At 70.3% G+C, this 17,669-nt stretch carries 18 protein-coding genes, 1 tRNA gene and 4 pseudogenes; 9 read left to right on the top strand and 14 right to left on the bottom strand.

Features of this window, described 5'->3' with window-relative positions; genetic code table 11:
* Positions 1 to 26: 26 nt before the first annotated feature.
* From OTB20_RS23105 to OTB20_RS23090, 4 genes are all read right to left on the bottom strand, one after another.
* Positions 27 to 1,166, bottom strand: a complete 1,140-nt coding sequence (locus OTB20_RS23105) for an MFS transporter (RefSeq protein ID WP_267820300.1) — start codon at positions 1,164 to 1,166, stop codon at positions 27 to 29.
* 446 nt (positions 1,167 to 1,612) lie between these two features.
* Entirely contained in the window at positions 1,613 to 2,263 is a 651-nt protein-coding gene (locus OTB20_RS23100; protein ID WP_267820236.1) for a class I SAM-dependent methyltransferase, read from the bottom strand.
* 362 nt (positions 2,264 to 2,625) lie between these two features.
* Positions 2,626 to 2,850, bottom strand: coding sequence for a hypothetical protein (locus tag OTB20_RS23095; protein WP_267820235.1), 225 nt, complete (start codon positions 2,848 to 2,850; stop codon positions 2,626 to 2,628).
* Positions 2,851 to 3,103: 253 nt separating this feature from the next.
* Positions 3,104 to 4,057 (bottom strand): helix-turn-helix transcriptional regulator, encoded by a 954-nt coding sequence (locus tag OTB20_RS23090; protein WP_267820233.1) that lies wholly within the window; start codon positions 4,055 to 4,057, stop codon positions 3,104 to 3,106.
* Between the two features lie 63 nt (positions 4,058 to 4,120).
* Between OTB20_RS23090 and OTB20_RS23085 the strand changes: the two genes are divergently transcribed.
* The 3 genes from OTB20_RS23085 to OTB20_RS23075 all read left to right on the top strand — a co-directional run bounded on the left by OTB20_RS23085 (position 4,121) and on the right by OTB20_RS23075 (position 6,737).
* A complete protein-coding gene (locus OTB20_RS23085; RefSeq protein ID WP_267820231.1) occupies positions 4,121 to 4,600 on the top strand; it encodes a hypothetical protein in 480 nt (159 codons plus the stop codon).
* Positions 4,597 to 5,079: a hypothetical protein gene (locus tag OTB20_RS23080; protein WP_267820229.1), complete on the top strand. Its 483-nt coding sequence runs from the start codon at positions 4,597 to 4,599 to the stop codon at positions 5,077 to 5,079. Before OTB20_RS23085 ends, OTB20_RS23080 begins: the two co-directional genes overlap by 4 nt.
* 164 nt (positions 5,080 to 5,243) lie before the next feature.
* A complete protein-coding gene (locus OTB20_RS23075) occupies positions 5,244 to 6,737 on the top strand; it encodes a hypothetical protein (protein ID WP_267820227.1) in 1,494 nt (497 codons plus the stop codon).
* Between the two features lie 15 nt (positions 6,738 to 6,752).
* Here OTB20_RS23075 and OTB20_RS23070 read toward each other — a convergent pair.
* A pseudogene (locus OTB20_RS23070) lies at positions 6,753 to 6,973 on the bottom strand (IS5/IS1182 family transposase); the annotation flags it as partial.
* Between the two features lie 113 nt (positions 6,974 to 7,086).
* On the opposite strand from OTB20_RS23070, the gene OTB20_RS23065 reads away from it, so the two are divergent.
* Complete coding sequence (locus OTB20_RS23065) at positions 7,087 to 8,073, top strand: Ku protein (RefSeq protein WP_267820225.1); 987 nt, start codon at positions 7,087 to 7,089, stop codon at positions 8,071 to 8,073.
* Positions 8,074 to 8,094: 21 nt separating this feature from the next.
* Here the strand turns inward: OTB20_RS23065 and OTB20_RS23060 are convergent, their stop codons facing one another.
* From OTB20_RS23060 to OTB20_RS23045, 4 genes and pseudogenes are all read right to left on the bottom strand, one after another.
* The gene (locus OTB20_RS23060) at positions 8,095 to 9,000 is read right to left on the bottom strand and encodes a hypothetical protein (protein ID WP_267820224.1); all 906 of its coding nucleotides are present in this window, start codon (positions 8,998 to 9,000) and stop codon (positions 8,095 to 8,097) included.
* Between the two features lie 169 nt (positions 9,001 to 9,169).
* Complete coding sequence (locus OTB20_RS23055) at positions 9,170 to 9,835, bottom strand: hypothetical protein (RefSeq protein WP_267820222.1); 666 nt, start codon at positions 9,833 to 9,835, stop codon at positions 9,170 to 9,172.
* Positions 9,836 to 10,139: 304 nt separating this feature from the next.
* A pseudogene (locus OTB20_RS23050) lies at positions 10,140 to 11,264 on the bottom strand (sulfite oxidase); the annotation flags it as partial.
* Positions 11,264 to 11,581, bottom strand: a pseudogene (locus tag OTB20_RS23045) (LysR family transcriptional regulator); the annotation flags it as partial. The pseudogenes OTB20_RS23045 and OTB20_RS23050, both read right to left, overlap by 1 nt.
* Before the next feature lie 46 nt (positions 11,582 to 11,627).
* Here OTB20_RS23045 and OTB20_RS23040 point away from each other — a divergent pair.
* Both OTB20_RS23040 and OTB20_RS23035 read left to right on the top strand, forming a co-directional pair.
* Positions 11,628 to 12,170, top strand: a complete 543-nt coding sequence (locus OTB20_RS23040; RefSeq protein ID WP_267820220.1) for a GNAT family N-acetyltransferase — start codon at positions 11,628 to 11,630, stop codon at positions 12,168 to 12,170.
* A 599-nt stretch (positions 12,171 to 12,769) separates the two neighbouring features.
* Positions 12,770 to 13,174, top strand: a complete 405-nt coding sequence (locus OTB20_RS23035) for an ATP-binding protein (protein ID WP_267820218.1) — start codon at positions 12,770 to 12,772, stop codon at positions 13,172 to 13,174.
* Between the two features lie 179 nt (positions 13,175 to 13,353).
* On the opposite strand, the gene OTB20_RS23030 is transcribed toward OTB20_RS23035, so the two are convergent.
* Both OTB20_RS23030 and OTB20_RS23025 read right to left on the bottom strand, forming a co-directional pair.
* Complete coding sequence (locus tag OTB20_RS23030) at positions 13,354 to 13,749, bottom strand: STAS domain-containing protein (protein ID WP_267820216.1); 396 nt, start codon at positions 13,747 to 13,749, stop codon at positions 13,354 to 13,356.
* Positions 13,750 to 13,815: 66 nt separating this feature from the next.
* Positions 13,816 to 14,493, bottom strand: a complete 678-nt coding sequence (locus OTB20_RS23025; RefSeq protein WP_267820214.1) for an HSP18 transcriptional regulator — start codon at positions 14,491 to 14,493, stop codon at positions 13,816 to 13,818.
* A 129-nt stretch (positions 14,494 to 14,622) separates the two neighbouring features.
* Here OTB20_RS23025 and OTB20_RS23020 point away from each other — a divergent pair, with 129 nt between their 5' ends.
* The 3 genes from OTB20_RS23020 (at position 14,623) to OTB20_RS23010 (ending at position 16,058) form a co-directional block, all read left to right on the top strand.
* The gene (locus tag OTB20_RS23020; protein WP_267820212.1) at positions 14,623 to 15,057 is read left to right on the top strand and encodes an Hsp20/alpha crystallin family protein; all 435 of its coding nucleotides are present in this window, start codon (positions 14,623 to 14,625) and stop codon (positions 15,055 to 15,057) included.
* 109 nt (positions 15,058 to 15,166) lie between these two features.
* Positions 15,167 to 15,562 (top strand): DUF2267 domain-containing protein, encoded by a 396-nt coding sequence (locus tag OTB20_RS23015; RefSeq protein WP_267820210.1) that lies wholly within the window; start codon positions 15,167 to 15,169, stop codon positions 15,560 to 15,562.
* 49 nt (positions 15,563 to 15,611) lie between these two features.
* A complete protein-coding gene (locus OTB20_RS23010) occupies positions 15,612 to 16,058 on the top strand; it encodes a DUF2267 domain-containing protein (protein ID WP_267820208.1) in 447 nt (148 codons plus the stop codon).
* Positions 16,059 to 16,128: 70 nt separating this feature from the next.
* Here the strand turns inward: OTB20_RS23010 and OTB20_RS23005 are convergent, their stop codons facing one another.
* The 3 genes and pseudogenes from OTB20_RS23005 to OTB20_RS22995 form a co-directional block, all read right to left on the bottom strand.
* Positions 16,129 to 16,302: a CsbD family protein gene (locus OTB20_RS23005; RefSeq protein WP_267820206.1), complete on the bottom strand. Its 174-nt coding sequence runs from the start codon at positions 16,300 to 16,302 to the stop codon at positions 16,129 to 16,131.
* A gap of 445 nt (positions 16,303 to 16,747) precedes the next feature.
* Positions 16,748 to 16,821: transfer RNA gene (locus OTB20_RS23000), tRNA-Met, on the bottom strand.
* 60 nt (positions 16,822 to 16,881) lie between these two features.
* Positions 16,882 to 17,493, bottom strand: a pseudogene (locus OTB20_RS22995) (alcohol dehydrogenase catalytic domain-containing protein); the annotation flags it as partial.
* Between the last annotated feature and the right edge of the window lie 176 nt (positions 17,494 to 17,669).

Raw genomic sequence — 17,669 nt, 5'->3', positions numbered from 1 at the left:
TCACGCGCGGTGCGTCGGGGCCCGGCTCAGGGTCCGGTCCGCAGGGTGCGCATGCGCCCGTACGCGTACACGCACCCTGCCAGGGCGAGGTCGGACAGCAGCATGAAGCCGATCGAGTACGAGGTTTTGGCGCTGTAGATGCCGCCCATGACCAGGGGCGGCACGAATCCGCCGAGGCCGCCCACGGCGCCGACGATGCCGGTGACGCTGCCCACCTGGGGTTGCGGTGTGACTTGGGATACCAGGGCGAAGACGCTGCCGCCGGCGGCCCCGAGTCCGGCCGCCATCATCAGTAGCGCGACGGTGGCGACCGGGACGAGCGGCGGGTCGAATGCCTGGACCACGGCGAACAGGGCCACGACGGCCAGCGCGACGGCAGTGACGACGGCGGGGTGGAACCGGTCCGAGAGCCGGCCGCCGATGGGCCGGAAGACCACGGTGACCAGGGCGAATCCGGCGGCCCTGGTACCGGCGCCGGTCGGCGAGAGCTCGTACCAGGTCTTGAGGTAGGTAGGCAGGTAGACACCGAACGCGACGACTCCGCCGAACCCGATGGCGTACAGGGCGGACAGTTCCCAGGTGACCCTCAGCCTGCCGGCCCGCCCCAGCCGGGAGGCGAACGAGGCGGTGGGCACGGGCCGGCCCGGCTTGTCCGTGATCAGGACGGCGGCGAGCACCGCGTAGCCGGCGAGCGCGGCGGCCACGACGAAGAAGGGCAGGTTCTCGTCGTGGGCGGCCATGCGCGGCGTGAAGTAGCCCGACAGCGCGACGCCGCCGGTGCCCATGCCGAACACGCCGAGCGCGAATCCCCGCCTGCCGGGCGGGAACCAGGAGTTCACGAGAGGGACGCCGATCGCGAACGTCGTGCCGCCGAGGCCGAGCAGCAGGGCGACCACGAGGAGCAAGGCGTAGTCGTTCTTGACGGGGATCAGCAGCAGGACCGGTACGACGGTGAGCGCGGACACCAGCGGCATCATCAGCTTCGCGCCGTAGCGGTCGGTGAGCGCACCCGCGGGGACGCGCCCCACGGAACCGACCAGGACCGGGATCGCGACGAGCAGCGACTGCTGGAAGGAACTGAGGTCCAGCCGGTCCTTGTACCCGGCGGCCAGCGGCGCGATCAGGTCCCAGGCCCAGAACGTAAGCGTGAATCCCAGCGTGGCCATGATCAGATTGCGGTACGAGGCGGCGGAGGGCTGCTGGTCGGTGTCCACGCCCCCAGTGAAGACACCGGATGACCGCGCGGCGCGCTGAACTGAGCCGTACGGGTCCGGGTCCCACACGGCCGCAGTCGCCCCCGCGTGCGGGCAGCCCCCAGCCCGGAGAGGTGCAGGGGGAGCGGGCTGCTGTTTGTGGCCACGGTGTCACCGGCCCGTGCGCGGGTCCTGGGGGTACTGCCCGCCACCGAGGTCCTCTCCTGCCTCCTGGGCTGCAGCGTCAGCTCCGGCCCCAGACACGGTACCGAGGACGAAGAACACCTGCGCCGGCACCAGTGCTCCACCTCACCTCGGACACTCCGAAGGCCCTACCCGATCCGGGCTGGGGCCTTCGGAGTGTCCGAGGTGACGACAGCACGCGGCCGTGACTGGTGTCGCCGGTCACCTGCCACTGATCAGGTGCTGGCGCGGACCAGGAGTGTGCTGGGACCACCCGGTTCGGGCTCGGGGAGGATCTCGGCGCGCACGTTGGTGAACCCGTGATCCTCCAGGAGGGCGGTCCACTGCTTTGGGGTGTGGTGCCAGCAGCGCGCCGTCAGATCCGTCTCCAGCCACTTCCCGCTCACCGTCCGCTCTCCGTACGGGCCGCCGTTCGCGGCGCGGTGGGAGAACGCGAACACCCCGCCGGGGGCGAGTCGGGCCCGGATGCGGGGGAGGAGCTCGGCGGGGTCGGTGAACCAGACCGCGCCCCAGGACGAGTAGATCGCCTCCCACTGGCGCAGGTCGGCGTCGAGGAACGCGCACGCCTCCGCGTGAACGAACTCCAGCCCCGGCACGTCGCCCCAGAAGGCGCGGGCCCGGGTGATCTGGACAGGGGAGAGGTCCACGGCGACGACCTGGGCGCCGTGGCGGGCGAGGTAGGCGGCGTTCTCTCCCTCGGCGGGCCCCAGATCCAGGGCGGTCTTCGGTGAGCCGAGGATGTCGGCCCCGGCCTCGATGCCTGTGGTCCAGCGGAACCGGTCCCCGGCCGGACGGGCCTGGAAGGCCTCGCTGCGGTGGTAGCGATCCCAGTACGCGGCCTCGGGTACGGGCGCGACGTCGAACATTTAGTTCCTCCAGGAGGTGAGCGGGAGCACAGGTGTCGAACCCGGTGTTCCCCGTCACCTTGGACCAGGGCGACGGCAGCCGGGGCGGCTTCGGGACGCAACACCCCTCTTTGGCACAGCGCGTGCTCCACCTCGCAGGTGAGGGAGCACTGCGGCCGGCGAGGTGCTGGGCGCGCCTGCTACCGGGGGCAATGAGGTAGTCCCATGATGCCCTCCGAAGCGTCCAGCCAGTTGCTTGTTGCACCCGAACGTCTCGAAGGGACGGCATCCCGGTCAAGGTCAGTACGCGCCGTCCGTACGCCGAATCCCGTGGCTCGTGATGGTGAGCACCCGCGCCGGCGGTGGTGCTCATCGTCACCTCGTCAGCCAGGCGGGGACTCCGCCCACGTCTCCGGTCCGCCGCCCCGCCACTCGACGAACTCGCCCGGTGTCAGGTCGAAGTCCTCGGGGTTTTCCATCCCGGCCTGCCGCAGCAGCTCGGGAATATCGGATGCACGGTAGGCCGTGCCGAGGATCGTGCCGTCGAACCGAACCTTCCGCCAGCCGCGCTCATCAGGCGGGTAGACCACCAGCTTGGGGGGAGTCATCTCCCCACCCTCGTGCGGGCTCGGGAGTCGCGCACCACGGGGGAGCCGTTCCGGTGGCCCGCAGGTGACGGTGAGCACCTCCGCCGGTGAAGTGAACGCTACGGACGGTTACGTTTCGTCGCCCATGGTGGGCGGCCGGTGGGCGGCCCGCTGTCGTACGACACACCGAGGAGCTGTGCGGCTCCACCACCAAGGCAGAGGCCGATCAGCAGAAGTGGATCACGACGGCCGATAGGCTGCCGCACTCCTTCCCTCAGCCAGCATTGAGCGCAGCGATCGCGCGAGCTGTTGTGGCCATCCGCTCGCGCAGCGCCGCCGGTTCGAGGACCTCGACCTCCGCGCCCAGGGCCAGGAATTCGCGGCAGGCGTGGTCCAAGGACTCGATCGGGAGGACCGCGCGGGTCCAGCCGTCGGGCTGGACCTCGCCGGAGGCGTCCAGTGCCCGTGCCCCCGCGCCAGTCAAACGGGCCGCGCCATCAGGTGACAACCGGACGACGGCGTCCGCGGAGTGCAACCGGGCATGGAACTCCGATTGGTGGACCTGCCAGTACCCGATAAGGTCGAAATCCCCGGGGACGGTGAACTGCTCCTCCACGGAATGCAGTTCGAGGATCTGGTCCACCCGGTACACGCGCGGGCCGGGCGCCGCGACCACGTACCAGCGCCCAGCCTTGAGCACCAGCCCGTACGGTTCCAGCCGCCGGTCCACGTCCGTGGGCTCCCGCCAGCGCCGGTAGCGCAGCTGCAGCACGCGGCCGTTCCACACCGCATCGGCGACCGCGGGCAGGAACGGAACCTGGTCCACCTCCGCGTACCAGCCGGGCGCGTCGAGGTGGAACCGCGCCTGGATCCGGTCGGCCTGCTCCCGCAGCGCGGGCGGCAGCGCGCCGCGCACCCTCAGTTGTGCCGCGGCCAGTACCGAGCCGAGCCCAAGCTCCGCCGCCGGTCCCGGGATGCCGGACAGGAACAGCGCCCCGGCCTCCTCCTTGCTGAGGCCGGTGAGGCGGGTGCGGTAGCCCTCGAACAGTTGGTAGCCGCCCCGGTGCCCGGCGTCCCCGCACAACGGGACACCGGCCGCGTGTAGTGCGTCCATGTCCCGGTAGACGGTCCGCACCGAGACCTCCAGCTCGTCGGCGAGCTCGGAGGCGGTCATTCGGCCTCGGGTCTGGAGCAATAGCAGGATCGAGACGAGTCGGCTGGCGCGCATGGAGAAGATTCTCCAGCACTTCACTGACAGAAGGTGTCAGTAGATCGGCCATAGCGTGCGGACATGGCCTTCGAAGAGAAATTCTTGAGAACCCCGCCACCGATCGAAGTGGGCGGGCGCCGCTTCAAGCGTTACCACGTCAGCGCCGATCCGACGGGTATCGCCCCCGAGATCGAGAAGGCGGCCTACGCCGTCCTGCCTGAGCTGCTGCCCGAGCCGGACGGCACTCCGTCGGCCGGTTTCGTGGTGCTGCACCGGGGCGGAGACACCGGCGCCTACCTGAACGTGTACAGCTGGGTCTGGGACAACGTGCTGCACTTCCGCGGTGCAGCGGCGGGCCAGCCGGCACTGGACTGCCCCGACCTGGATCCGACGCATTTCATCGTGCTGACCCGACCGTGGATCGGCTGCGTGTGGGAACTGCCGCCCATCACCCACGAGCGCGACGCCTGGGTCACGCACATGCTCGTTCCGGAGCAGCCGGATCTGGACGCCTACCTCGCCGATTCGCTGGCCGAGGGCAGCACAGGAGGACGCGCTTGAACGACTTCGACTTCTTCGTCGGCGAGTGGGACGTGGCTAACCGCAGGCTGCTCGACTCCCTGGATTCGGACAGCGGGTGGGAGGAGTTCGGCGGGACCAACCGGTGCTGGAGCCTGTTCGGCGGGGCGGCGAACATCGACGAGATGGAATGCCCGGAGCGGGGCTTCAAGGGACTGACGCTGCGTCTGTTCGACCAGGACACCAAGGAATGGTCGCTCAACTGGTCCAACAGCAAGGTCGGTCGACTGGACCCGCCGGTGCAGGGGCGGTTCCGGGAGGACGGTGTCGGTGAGTTCTACGGCGCCGACACATACGAGGGGCGGGCGGTGCGCGTGCGGTTCCTGTGGTCGAACATCACCGACAGGACCGCGCGCTGGGAGCAGGCCTTCTCCGTGGACGACGAACGCAGTTGGATGACGAACTGGATCATGGACTTCACCCGCAGGGGCTATCCGACCTACCCGGCCCCGGTGGCCTGACCCGGGTTCCGCTGCGCCGCGCACCGCCCACGCACACGCGGCTGCCCCGCCCCCTGGAATGCGCCCTCCAGGGGGCGGGGCAGTTTCCGTCCCGCCGTGCCGAGCCTCTACCCTGAACTCAAACGGAAATCACAAGTGGCTCCAAGCGCAAGGGAGTTGACTCAATGGCGGCAGATCCGGCGCATACGGCGTCCGTCAGCAGGGTCGGGTTCGGGGACTACTACCGGGCGCATGCGGGTCCGCTCGTCGCCCTGTCGCTGCTGCGGGGCGCGGACCTGGTGGAGGCGGTACGACTCGCCCAGGACTCGATGACGGTGGCCCGGCGGTGGATGGACCTGCTGGGCTCGAACGCGGCCGGGCCCGCGAAGGACACCAGAGCCCCCGTGGTCACCGCGCAGGCGCTGCGGGCCTGGACGTGCCGGATGACCGTCGGCGGCGGCTGCGGAGCGCTCCGCCCAGCGCAGGGGACGGTGCCCGCCCTCCTGGAGAAGGGCAGCACCGACGCCCTGGCGCAGGCCCGGACGGTGGTGGCGCTCGCCCCGCTGAGCGAGTTGAACGAGCGCCAACTCAATGTCACCGCCTTTCGGTTGGCCGGCTGTGCGCCGGGAGCGATCGGGTACGAGCTGGGTCTGTCGATGCCGAAGGTTCACCGCACCTTGCGCCACGTCGGCAAGCTGCTCGGAGCGGAGACGGGGGCACGGCAGGCCAGAGGTGTCGAGGTGCCGGGGGAGGCCGAGGGGTCCGAGGCGTCCGCGGGGTCCGCGGAGGCAGACGTCAGGTTCGCGGAACTGCTGGGCGAGCTGGCCGCCGCGCTGGATCCCGTACTCGACCTGCGGGCCGGGCTGGACGAGGTGAGCGGCTCCATTGATGCGGACGGGACCACCGCTCACCGCGCCCCCGTACCGCCGCTGTGGAACCTCGGCCCCTCGCTCCCCGTGCCGCCCTTCGGCGCACCCGTGCTGCACTCGTTCGCCGAGCCCGCGCCGTCCGGGGTACGGGCGTACGCGGCCGGCCTCGCCCGGTGCGACGCGCAGGGCCGCGAGGCCGCGCTCGGCGTGTTTCCCGCGGCCGAGCTGGCGGCCGTACGGCTCGGAGCGGTGCTCGCCCTTCAGGTGGAGCGGTTCCGGCGGGAAGCCGAGAGGTCTGGGACACGGGCCACCAGGGACGAGTTCCGGAGGGAGGACGCCCGGGCGTTCGCGGTCGCACTGGCACAGGACGCCGCGCTCGCCGCGCCGATGTTCGACGCGGTGAAGGACCTCGGCGTCCCGCGCCGCGTCGGATTCCTGGCGTCGGGCCTCGCCCATGACGACCCCTGGACGAACGAGGTCTCCTACGACGGGATCGAAGCGTCCCTCGCCTTGGCCCAGTTCCGGCGCGCGGCGGTGCGGGCGGCACTGCGCGCGTCACACCGGCCCGGTGCGGACACCTCCCCTCAGTCCGGCGGCCCGCTCGCCGAGGCCCTCACACAGTCCCTGAGCGACACCCACCGGATGATCCACCAGCTCGACGAACTGAACAGCGACCTCTCGCGTGCCGATTCGACCCTGCCGGACGGCTACTACGTCGACATGACCCGGGACTTCGACCTCCACCAGAGCTTCCACGCGGACCTCGCCTTCGGCATCGACGCCGTCCGGGAGGTCTTGTCGCAGCCCTAGATCCTGTCTCTTTGGTCAGCGTCGGGTCCAGATCAGGAGGCCGGCGAGGTGGAGTGCGGCCTGGTGGGCGACGGCGAGTTTGTCCGTTGGCGTGGCCAGGCCGTGCCACTGTTCGAGGCGGTTGATGTACCGCTCGACGGTGTTCCGCTGCCTGTAGGCCTCGCGGTCGAAGCCCGGCGGGCGCCGCCGTGACGCCCTCGCCGTCGGCGGTGACCGACCTGGTCGGACGGCTGCGAGCACAACACCGACAAGCCGGCCCCCGGCCCCGAAGCCGGACCCGGCGCACCCGGCATGAGGTCTCGCAGTGTGGGCAGAGGCCTGGCAGGGGGCGGTAGCGGAGGTGGCGGCTATGGCCAGACCTGTGTGGGCCGGTGCGCTGAGTTTCGGGCTGGTGAGCCTGCCCGTGGGCCTTTACACCGCGACGGACAGCCACACGATCCATTTTCATCAGCTGCAGCGCGGTACCTCGGACCGGATTCGTAACCGGCGTGTCAACGAACGCACTGGCGACGAGGTGGACCTGGAGGAGATCGTCAAGGGATTCGACGCCGGCGGCGAGTACGTCCTCGTGGAGCCGAAGGAACTCGACGAGATCGCGCCGGGCCGCTCCCAGGCCCTGGAGATCTCGGGGTTCGTGGACCTGGCCGAGGTCGAGCCGATCTACTTCGACAAGACCTACTACCTGGCGCCCCGCGGCAAGGAGTACGGCAAGATCTACCGGCTGTTCGGACTGGCCCTCGCCAAGACGGGCAAGGCCGGCGTGGCCACTTTCGTGATGCGCCAGCACGAGTACCTCGTCGCGGTGAAGGCCGAAGACGGGCTCCTGACCCTCCACACCCTGCACTGGGCCGACGAGATCCGGGACCCGAACGAGGTGACCGGCAGCCTTCCCGGGCGCGCTGAGGCTTCCGCGAAGGAGCTGAAGATGGCCGAGCAGCTGATCGGCGCCCTCACCATGGAGTGGGATCCCGAAGCGTTCCACGACACCTTCCGGGACAAGGTCGCCGCTCTGATCCAGGCCAAGCAGGCCGGTGAAACCCTCGAGAAGTCCGAGCCGGCCCCGAAGGCTTCGCCCGCGATCGATCTCATGGACGCCCTGCGCGCCAGCGTCGAGCGGGCGCGAAGCCCCAAGGACACCCGGGAGAAGGCCTCCACCACAACCGGCAGCGGGAGCCCGCAGAGACGGAAGGCGACAGCGAAGAAGCGGGTCCGAGCGACGAAGAGACAGAACCTCGATTCTCTGACGAAGACCGAGCTCTACAGGAAGGCGGCGGCCGCCGACGTCGACGGCCGCTCCTCCATGACCCGTGAACAACTCCTCAAGGCGCTGGCCTGAGAGGCCCCGCGCCAAGCGCGACTACTCCTGCCGGCCCCGCAGCTTCGCGATCCGGCTGTTGGCCTTGTCCGCGGCACGCCGTGCCGTTTTCGCGGCGCGGGTCGCTTCCTGGACCTGGTCGGCGGCCGCGGTCAGGGCCTCGCGCGCTTGGTCCCGGGTGGTCTGAGCCTGCTGCAGCTGCCCTTCGAGCACCTTGACCTGCCGCTCGGCGTCGGCCGCCTTCCGCTCGTGACGCTTCTGTTCGTCTTCCGCCGTACCCAGCGCCTCCTCGCGAGAGGCTCTCTCACGTTCGGCTTCAACCTTGGCCTGTTCGGCCCCTGCGACCGCTTCCCGGTGGCGAACCTCGGCACGGGACGGCGCCTCTTTCGCCGGCGCCGTCTCACCGCTCGGCTGCCGTCGCTCACGCGGCGTGGCGGGCGTACGAGTGGGAGCAGGAACGGCGGTACCCGAGACGGCAGGGAAGCCGGCCGGCGGGGTCAGCGCAGTGGTCAGCCGGCCGGCCGCCCACTGCTCGGCAGCCTCGGCACCGGCCACGACCGCGTGCAGGCTCTGTTCCACCTCCCGCACCGTTCCCTCGCTGACAGCCTGCCCCGCCTCCACGGCCAGCTCCCGGGCCGTACGCGCCAGCGCACCAATCACCACGTGCTGCCGATGAGACAGCTCCCGCAGCTGTGCACCGTCCAATGACTGATGCGCCCCGCGCAGCGCCTCGCTGAGGTCCAGGAGTGCGCGGACCTCCTCCGGTCGACGGCGCACCAGCAGGTTCGAGGCGAACGCGGCCGCCGTCGGACGCCTCAGGGCGGCGATGGCCTTGGCCGTGCCCTTCTCGCCCTCCTTCCGGGCCTCAGCCGCCAGGGCGTCCCGCGCCTTGATGAACTCTGCCGGGGGCAGCAGGTACAACTCCTCGACAACCGCATCCACGTTCACACACCCACCATCGGGCATCAGACGTCCTCAGCCCCGGACCGGCGGCCGTCCGCGTACCCGCGGGCCGTAGGGCAAGGAGCTCCCACCCGCGGATGCGGACACGCGCTGGACGCCAGCCCCGGCCACCGGAAGTGTCTCGATGCCTGGAGGGGTGTCGCCCTGGGGTGTTCTACCGCCTTGTTGGTTGGCGTGGTCTCCAGCGTCGCTTCTTGTACGCCTCCTGGATCCCGCCGGCCAGCCCCAGAAGCACCGCCGCACCGACCGCCACCTCGGCCGCGGTGCGCATTCCCCAGCCGTGGACGTCCCCGGCGGCCCGCGGGGAGGCCTTGCCCAACGGGTCGTGCACCACCGTCAGGGACTCGCCCTCCTTCGCGAGCCGCGAGGGGGTATCCAGGTGCTCCGGGCCGCCCGCGGGGCAGTCCAGGCGATGGTCGTAGGAGGTCCGGGTTGTGGTGGTCCAGTGGCCCTCGGCATCCATGGAGGATTCCGTGCGGGTGCGCTCGGTGACCTGCAGTACAACGCAGCTGATCTCGACGCCGCGGTCCTCCAGCACGCTGTGCCCCACGGATGCGAGTGCGAGGATGGCGCCGAGGCCGGCCGGGAGGGCGGAAAACGCTATGACTGAGGCCCCGCGCCGCGCGGCGAGGGCGGCGTGCCAGCCGAGAAGGACCAGCGGGAGCAGCAGCCCGCCGAGGAAGAATCCCCAGGTGCCCAGGGACCCGTTCGCCGACTCCCAGGCCACGCCGAGCGCCAGGGCCGCGGTCAGCGGCGGCGCGGCCAGCGCCACCGCGGTCCGCCAGATCCCGCGTCCCCATCCCCCATGCCAGCCCGCCATGTTCGCCCCCGGTGGCTCGTACCTGTGTGCTCCAGGTAACCGCGACGGGACGGGGCACGTAAAGAGCGCGGCTGCCCGGCCCGACTCCGGAACCTCCGAACCGGCCGCACTGTCCTGGAGGCCGCGTGCGGCCCGCACGGCGGTCCGGTAGGCGGTCCCTGCGGCGGTCTCGTTCGGCTGGTGGTCGGTGCGGGCCGATGGAATAGCTGGCCCCCGCCCGCCGCGGCGGGCGGCGGCGCGCTGGTGTGGTTCGAGCGGGGGGAGGGCGCGGGACGTACGTGGAATCCCGCCGACGGGCAACCTCTCAGACCACCGTCACCGGGTGGCGCACGACGGCATCGAAGAGGTAGCCCTGCGTGTTGTGGGCCGCTGTCGCGGGCTGGGTCCGGCCGGTCCCGTCCGTGGCCCGCGCCAGCAGCGCGGTCGCCCCCGCGGTGCGCGGCGTCCACGGCAGCGACCAGCGCACCCAGCCGCCCCGGCGCGGTGCGTCGTGGAGTCTGGCCCGCTGCCACCGTGCGCCCCCGTCGGTGCTGACCTCCACCCGGTGCACGGGAGCCGCGCCCGACCAGGAGCGGCCGGTGAGCAGCCGCGCGCGGTGCAGGGGCAAGGGTGCGCCCAACTCCAGCTCGAAGGCGCGCTTGAGGGTCTGCCGGGTCAGTGGAGCGCTGCCCTGCGGCGGCTGGTCGGGGCCGAACAGCCGGTACAGGTCGGTGTTCCACGGCGTGTACAGCGGCTGGCCGCTCACCTCGATGTCACCGACCCATTTGATCGAGGAGATCCCGATCCAGTCCGGAACGACCACCCGGACCGGCCCGCCGCGGTCGGGCGGCAGCGGCTCGCCGTTCATCTCGTACGCGAGGATCACGTCGTCCAGCGCCTTCGCCACCGGCAGCGGGCGCCGCACGCGGCCCAGGTTCACCCCGTTCGTGACCACCTCGTCATCCAGGCCCCTGGGCAGTACGTCCACGGCGTCCCGGGCCACCCCTGCCCGTCGCAGCACGTCGGAGAGCCGTGCCCCGCGCCAGCGGGCCACCCCGATCGCGCCCAGGGTCCAGGCGGTCCCGGTCACCTGCCGGCCCTGCTGTGTGGTGTAGAAGCTGAGGCCGTTGCCCGCGCACTTGATGAACAGCGTCCGTTCGACCGCCGGCAGCGAACGCAGCCGGTCGTACGAGAACTCCACCGGCCCCCTGGAGAGGCCGTCGCCCCACACCTTCAGCCGCCAGGAGTCGGCGTCGAGGCGCGGCGCGACGGTGTGGTTGCGTACGAAGAACCGGTCGATCGGGGTGAGCTGGCCCGTACCGCGCAGGGCGGCGAAGTTCGTCTCCGCGTTGGTGCCCCGGATGGTGAACAGCTCGGGAGGCAGCGGCTTCAGGATCCCGGGCGGAGCGGCGGTGGGTGCGGGTGCCACGGCTGTGGCGGCTCCGGCGGGGCGTCGTCCAGGGCGTTGCTCAGGTTTCCACGTCGAGAGACGGTGACGTGCTCAGCTGCCGCGTACCGTTGCGCGGTGAGGGTGCTGCCGCGGGTCAGGGGGTGCCCGCGCCTCACGACGATGACGAGGCGGGTCTCGCCCACGCTCTCGGCACGGATGCCCGGCGCGCTCGGGTGGTGCGCCCGGACGGCGATTGCATATGGCGTCGGGGTCATCGTGCGGCCGGTGCGCACCAGGATCTGATCCCCGGTCGTGCGCCGAATGCGGCTCAGCCTCCGGCTCATCGCGGGGGCGGTGACGTGGAGTCGCGCGGCCGCAACCCTGTAGCCGTATTCAGAGCAGGCGGACTGAGATACTCGGGCCGTGGATGCTGGGGTGGCGGGGATAGGCGCGCAATCAGCCGTGGTGGTGCCTGCACGGGCTACGTCGGTGCAGGTCGCGGGCTGGGTGCTGCGTTCTGCGGTGGCGGCGGACATCGAGGTGATCGCGGAGTTGCGGGCCACGGTCATGCGTGCGGATTTGGAACGCCTCGGGCGCTACGACGGGCACCGGGTGCGACAACGGCTACGGGATTCATTCTCCATGCAGCACACGTCCGTCATCATGATCGACAACGAACTCGCAGGATGCGTCACGGTCCGGCCTGCCGACGGCAGGCAATGGCTGGAGCACTTCTACCTTGCTCCGCACCATCAGGGACGAGGGCTCGGGTCCGCTGTCCTGCGCACGGTGCTGGAGGGAACGGACACGCACGGCGTGACCGTGGGTTTGACCGTCTTGAAGGGCAGTGCTGCCCGCCGACTCTACGAGCGCCACGGATTCGTCGTGGAAAACCAGGACCCGATCGACGTCTTCATGGTGCGCCCGCCCGGGGCGAGCACCGCTGCTGGAAGCCGTCCGCATTGAAGTTGCGGACCACGTCACGGGCCCGGTTTCGCGCTGGGGAATGTCACCTCCGCGACCGTTCCCACCCGCCGGACGGTCTTGTTCGCTCGGCGCCGGGTCGCGGTGTCCTTTCCGATAAGGGGAACCGCCGTGATGGCGGTGCAGACCTCGGACGTCAGGGGCCCTGACCCTCGCGCAGGGCTGACGTAGCGAGTTCGTGACACCACGTCACCCTTTGGTATCTGGTCACCTCCGGGAGGGCACCCGCTACTGCGGTGGCGGGCCGCCCACGGGCTGCGAAGGGCGTTCTGCGTGGGCGTGCCACCCGCACGGCCCAGGTGTAGAGCGGGCGTGGTCGGGACCGGTTGCTGGGCCGGTAGCCCCTCTGCCCGGAGTGCGGCCTTTTCGGCTGTGCCTGGCTCGGTGAGGATCTGCCGCATGGACGTGCGGAGCACTACCATCAGCGCCCCTGACCGCGCCGACCCGGCACCACCAGCATCACGACCGCCGGTGCGTCTCGCGCAAGGCCCGTGTGAGGGCGCATTGCTCGCAAGGAATCGGGCAGCCGCTGTGTGATGACGGGAAAACAGTCAGGACACACGACACAGTGACGGACACCGATGAATCAGTACTCCCACGATCCCTGCTTGGTCGTGCGCGTCTTGGACGGGCAGGCGGGATGCGTCCATGCCGCGCGGGATCAGGCACGTGCTTTCTTGCACGACTGCACTCCCGGTATGAGCGAACAGGCCAGAGACGACGTCCTGCTCCTGGTCAGCGAGCTGGTCACCAACGCGGTACGCCACGCGCCGGGTCCGTGCGCCCTGACGCTGCGGTGCAACGGCATGCTGAAGGTGGCGGTCACCGACGCGAGCACTGAGGTCCCCGGCGCCCGCGCCCCCGACACGATCGGTGGGACGGGAGGCTTCGGCTGGCACCTCATCAACAGCCTGGCCGACCAAGTCCAGATCCGTATCGACCAGCCCGGCGGCAAAACCATCACCGCGGTCCTTGCTCCACACTGAGCCACCGCCCCGCCCGCGACGTGTTTGGGCGGGCCGTCCGACCAGGTCGGTGGTCGTCTGAACTTCTTCGCTGGACGCCCTCTACCCGGTGCGGCATCACGTGGCTCGCCCCGGAGAGGGGTTTGGCCCGGACCGGTGATGCGTCTACGCCGTACGCGCCCGAATATCACCGGGGTGTCCTACTGGGTCGGCCCGTCTGTGCATCCCTGCGAGAGGTGGCCGGCGGCCGAGGCGTCTTGGTCGAGGGGGAAGAGGGGCAGGGTGCCGGTCATCTCCAGGAGGCGTTGGAGCTGGTGGTTGGGGGCTGCCAGTCGGATGACGGTGTCGGTGGCCTGTGCTGTGCGTCGCGCGGCGAGGAGCGTGTTGAGTGCTGAGGAGTCGCAGAAGGTGAGGCGGCTGCAGTCGACCACGACAGGCTTGGCCGGCGAGGCGTGGGTGAGGGCGTCGCCGAGGGCGAGCCGCAGCAAGGATGCGGTCTCGAGGTCGATCTCGCCGGTGGGCCGGATCACGACCGCGTGGTCCAGGACCTGCACGGCGATGTCCTTGCCAGCGGCCCGGTCGAGGGGTTCGGCCATGGTGGATCACTCCTTGGCTTTGGCTGGGCCCTCGGACCTGTCGGCCGGCTGAGGGCCGGGTTCAGCTCAAGTGCTGCGCTGGTTGTGGGTGTTCTGGCGGAGCTGTTTGGTGTGTCGGGTCAGGGCGTCGATGCGTTCGGCGAGTTCGGCGTCTTCGGGCCGCAGGTGGGGGCGGGTGTCGGTCAGGGGGCCCACGAGGCTGGCGGCGTCGTCGTTGCCCAGAGCCAGGTTCACGTCGCCGACCGCGTTCTCGAAGTCGGCGGGCAGGTTGGTGAGGGCGGTGATCTGTCCGGCGAGGCGGCGTAGGTCGGCGGCGTTGTCGCGGGCCCAGGTGATGACGGTGCGGTCGGCGGCGCGGGTGTCGCGGGTGGCCTGGACGCGCTCGTCGCCGGTGGTTCCGGCGGCGCCGGGGCGCAGTCGCAGGTAGCGGCGTTCGGCTGCCTGGCGACTGGCGACCCCGAGGGGACCGGCGAGGTCGGCCCAGCTGGCGCCGTGCCCGCGGGCGGTTTCGATCAGGCCACTCTCCCAGCCGGCGAGCTCCTCGCGGATCTCGCGGAGCATCAACAGCGCCGCCAGAGCGGAATGCGGGCCCACGATCGCCGCCTCCGTCGTTGGTTCCGTGTTGGACGTCGGTGTACCGGCGGCCGGGTGCTGCGCGTCCCTTAGTGCTTGGTGGATGCTCTCCAGTGCCGCGGCGGCGGCATGGAAGGGGACTGGTCCGGTCGGCGGGGTGGCCTCGTCCATGACACTCTCCATCACCTTGTCACCCTTAGGGTGACGCCCTGCTTGTCATCGTTCCGATGACATGTTACAACGGATTCACGTTGAAGCGCATTGGCAGTTTCTGCCTGAACCAAGTGGAGGTGTTTCGCGATGTTGATGCGCACTGACCCGTTCCGCGAGATGGACCGGATCGTCCAGCAGCTGTCGGGTACGTCGGGTACGTGGTCGAAGCCGTCGGTGATGCCGATGGACGCCTACCGGGAGGGCGATGAGTACGTGATCGCCTTCGACGTTCCGGGTGTGAGTACCGAGGCGATCGATATCGACGTCGAGCGGAACATGCTGACCGTGAAGGCGGAGCGCCGCCCGGTCGCGAAGGCCGATGCTATGAAGATGGAGCTCTCCGAGCGGCCCCTGGGTGTCTTCTCCCGCCAGGTCGTCCTGGCCGACACCCTGGATACCGAGCGCATCCAGGCCGATTACGACGCGGGTGTCCTGACCCTGCGCATCCCGATCGCCGAGCGCGCCAAGCCCCGCAAGATCAGCATCCGCGGCGAGGCCGGCCCCAAGCAGATCTCCAGCTGACCTTCCCGCACCATCCGGCAGCGGAGGGCGGGGGAGAGCCGATCCCCCTCCGGTACCCCCCGCCCTCCGCGCCCACCGTGATCCTTCACTCCTTCTGGGAGGTGACGTCATGTCGATGCGCAGGGAAGCGTTCCTGGCCCATGTGCAGGAACGCGGCGAGTACGAAAGCGCAGAAGAGACCGACCGTGTGGCACGAGTCGTCCTGGCCCTTCTGGGCGCACATCTGGCCGGCAGCGTGCGAGCCGAGCTCGCCGCCCGGCTCCCCGAAACGTACGCACTGATCCTCCTCAACCCATTGCAGGCGACGGAGCCGCTCTCGCCGGAGCGCTTCGTCCGTGCGACCGCGGCGTGGATCGAGGGCGCCACCGAGACGACTGCGCTGTGGGACATCGGCGCGGTCCTGTCCACCACGGCGGCCGCTGCGGGCGACGTCCTCACCCGCGAGGTGCTCCTCCAGCTCCCACCCGGCTACGACCTCCTCTTCGGCCACCCCCAGCCCACCTGACCACCCCCAGCCCCATCCGGATTCTCCGCGCAGAAAGGCAACCGCAGCCATGTACGACCAGCCTCGAGCAAACCCGTCCCAGACCCTCATGGCGTACGAGCAGATGCTGGAACGCGTGCGCTACGAGGGCGTCTACCCCACCCGCGAACGCGCCGCGGAAGCCGTCCGCCAGGTCCTGGCCGCCCTCGGACGCCAGCTCACCGGAGACGAGCGCGTCGACCTCGCCCAGTGCCTGCCCGTCGAGGCCGCCCTGCCCCTGACCGCGCAGATTCCCGACGCCGAACACCTCACCGGCTGGGGCTTCGTCAAAGACCTCGCCGCACGTACCGGCGCCACCCCCGCGACCGCCCGCTGGGACATCGGCGCCGTACTGGCCGTCGTCACCCACCTTGCCGGCCCCGACCTCCTGGCCCGGATCCTGCGCCAGCTCCCCGGCGGCTACGCCCTGCTCTTCGGGCAGGCAGAACTGCGCCAGTCCCAGCCCGCCGCCGCCTGACCGAACCAGCACGTGGACGTGCGTCAGGGCCGGGACCGCTGTGCGGTCCCGGCCCTGACTGGGTGCAGGGTTAGTGCTTGAAGGTGTCCTTGATCTTTTCCTTGGCGTCGCGGGCGTCGCCCTTGGCCTGTTCTGCGCGGCCCTCGGCGGTCAGGCTCTCGTTGCCTGTCAGGCGGCCAGCGGTCTCCTTGAGCTTGCCCTTGGCCTGCTCGCCCTTCGCCTCGGCCTTCTGCTCACCAGACACAGCTGATCACTCCCTCTTCAGTGGAAAAAGACTTACAGAACCCCGTATGACCGATGGAGAACCACCCAAACAGCCCGGGCGCAACTGACCGGCCGGGAGCCCGCGGGGGCCCCGCCCGCCGGGATGGGCAGGTGACTGCCGCCGTCCGGACGACGGCCTCCCCGGCAAGACGGGCCGCGGGTTCGTTTTTGGCTTCTCCTGTGACAGGCGCGCGGCGGCCTGCCGGCTTCCGGGACGGGGGCAGTGTGAAAGGGGTTCGGCGGGTTCGGTGACACCAGAAACTTGTTGCCGGCCCCGGTCCGCGCCCCATGCTCCCAGGCTGGTCGGGACCTGATGGAGGGCCTGGGTCGGCCTCTGCGGCCGGTCACGGCGTGGCCGGGGCGGTGGTGTGTGGCTGTACGACGAAGGCCCGGCCCCCTCAAGGGGGCCGGGCCTTCGTGCTGAGTAGCGGGGGCAGGATTTGAACCTACGACCTCTGGGTTATGAGCCCAGCGAGCTACCGAGCTGCTCCACCCCGCGTCGGTAGACCCGACTCTATGTCATCCGGGGGAGGGGCCACGCCACTCTGCTCCTCGGCGGACGGGCCGGGGGTGGGCGGCTCTCGTGCCGGCTCATCGCGATGATGCGCCCGGCGCCCATCTCCTTCGCCGCGATCACCCCGCACAGACCGACAGCGCCGTCGCCCACGACCACCGCGGTCGAGCCGGGCTTCACCTCGGCGGCATCGGCGGCCCACCAGCCGGTGCCCATGACATCGGAGACGGCCAGCAGCCCGAGCCACAGCTCCTCGCCAGGCACCTCATCGGTCGCGATCAGGGTCTCCTGAGCATTGGGGATGCGCACGTACTCGGCCTGGCAAGTACTCATGAACTCACGCTGCAGGCAATTCGACTGGAAGCCGTTACGGCAGTTCGCGCAGGAGTTGTCCGAGGTCGCGAACGACCCGACCACGAACTGGCCGGGCCTGACCGAGGTGACCTCGGCTCCCACCTCCTCGACGAAGCCGACGTACTCGTGCCCCATCGGATGGGCGTCGCCGATCGGCTCCGCACCGCGCCACGACCACAGGTCGGACCCGCACGCACAGGTCACGGCGGTACGGATGATGGCGTCGGTGGGCTGGAGGATCTTGGGGTCGTCCAGGGTCTCGAAGCGGACATCGCCGGGGGCGTGGATCACTGCGCCGCGCATGAAGGGTCCTTTGTATGTCGGGAGGAGCGGTACCAGGGCGTGTACCCGACGCCCAGCCGCATCCACGGCCGGACGGAAGTGCCACGTCATCCAGGTAAGCCGCTCCTCGCACGCCCAGCCAGTCACCAGCAAGGGGTGTACCGGCAGTACACCCCTGCGACCGCGCGCACGACGTA

The sequence above is a fragment of the Streptomyces sp. H27-H1 genome, from assembly GCF_026627445.1.
GTDB lineage: Bacteria > Actinomycetota > Actinomycetes > Streptomycetales > Streptomycetaceae > Streptomyces.
Note: the sequence above shows the minus strand (reverse complement) of the source record. Positions and strands in the feature narration are given on the sequence as shown.

What these genes read in the sequence shown, in the direction of transcription:
- OTB20_RS23105 (WP_267820300.1), bottom strand. Translation starts at nt 1,166, where the DNA reads ATGGCCACGCTGGGATTCACGCTTACGTTCTGGGCCTGGGACCTGATC.
- OTB20_RS23100 (WP_267820236.1), bottom strand. Translation starts at nt 2,263, where the DNA reads ATGTTCGACGTCGCGCCCGTACCCGAGGCCGCGTACTGGGATCGCTAC.
- OTB20_RS23095 (WP_267820235.1), bottom strand. Translation starts at nt 2,850, where the DNA reads ATGACTCCCCCCAAGCTGGTGGTCTACCCGCCTGATGAGCGCGGCTGG.
- OTB20_RS23090 (WP_267820233.1), bottom strand. Translation starts at nt 4,057, where the DNA reads ATGCGCGCCAGCCGACTCGTCTCGATCCTGCTATTGCTCCAGACCCGA.
- OTB20_RS23085 (WP_267820231.1), top strand. Translation starts at nt 4,121, where the DNA reads ATGGCCTTCGAAGAGAAATTCTTGAGAACCCCGCCACCGATCGAAGTG.
- OTB20_RS23075 (WP_267820227.1), top strand. Translation starts at nt 5,244, where the DNA reads ATGGCGGCAGATCCGGCGCATACGGCGTCCGTCAGCAGGGTCGGGTTC.
- OTB20_RS23065 (WP_267820225.1), top strand. Translation starts at nt 7,087, where the DNA reads ATGGCCAGACCTGTGTGGGCCGGTGCGCTGAGTTTCGGGCTGGTGAGC.
- OTB20_RS23055 (WP_267820222.1), bottom strand. Translation starts at nt 9,835, where the DNA reads ATGGCGGGCTGGCATGGGGGATGGGGACGCGGGATCTGGCGGACCGCG.
- OTB20_RS23035 (WP_267820218.1), top strand. Translation starts at nt 12,770, where the DNA reads ATGAATCAGTACTCCCACGATCCCTGCTTGGTCGTGCGCGTCTTGGAC.
- OTB20_RS23030 (WP_267820216.1), bottom strand. Translation starts at nt 13,749, where the DNA reads ATGGCCGAACCCCTCGACCGGGCCGCTGGCAAGGACATCGCCGTGCAG.
- OTB20_RS23025 (WP_267820214.1), bottom strand. Translation starts at nt 14,493, where the DNA reads ATGGACGAGGCCACCCCGCCGACCGGACCAGTCCCCTTCCATGCCGCC.
- OTB20_RS23020 (WP_267820212.1), top strand. Translation starts at nt 14,623, where the DNA reads ATGTTGATGCGCACTGACCCGTTCCGCGAGATGGACCGGATCGTCCAG.
- OTB20_RS23015 (WP_267820210.1), top strand. Translation starts at nt 15,167, where the DNA reads ATGTCGATGCGCAGGGAAGCGTTCCTGGCCCATGTGCAGGAACGCGGC.
- OTB20_RS23010 (WP_267820208.1), top strand. Translation starts at nt 15,612, where the DNA reads ATGTACGACCAGCCTCGAGCAAACCCGTCCCAGACCCTCATGGCGTAC.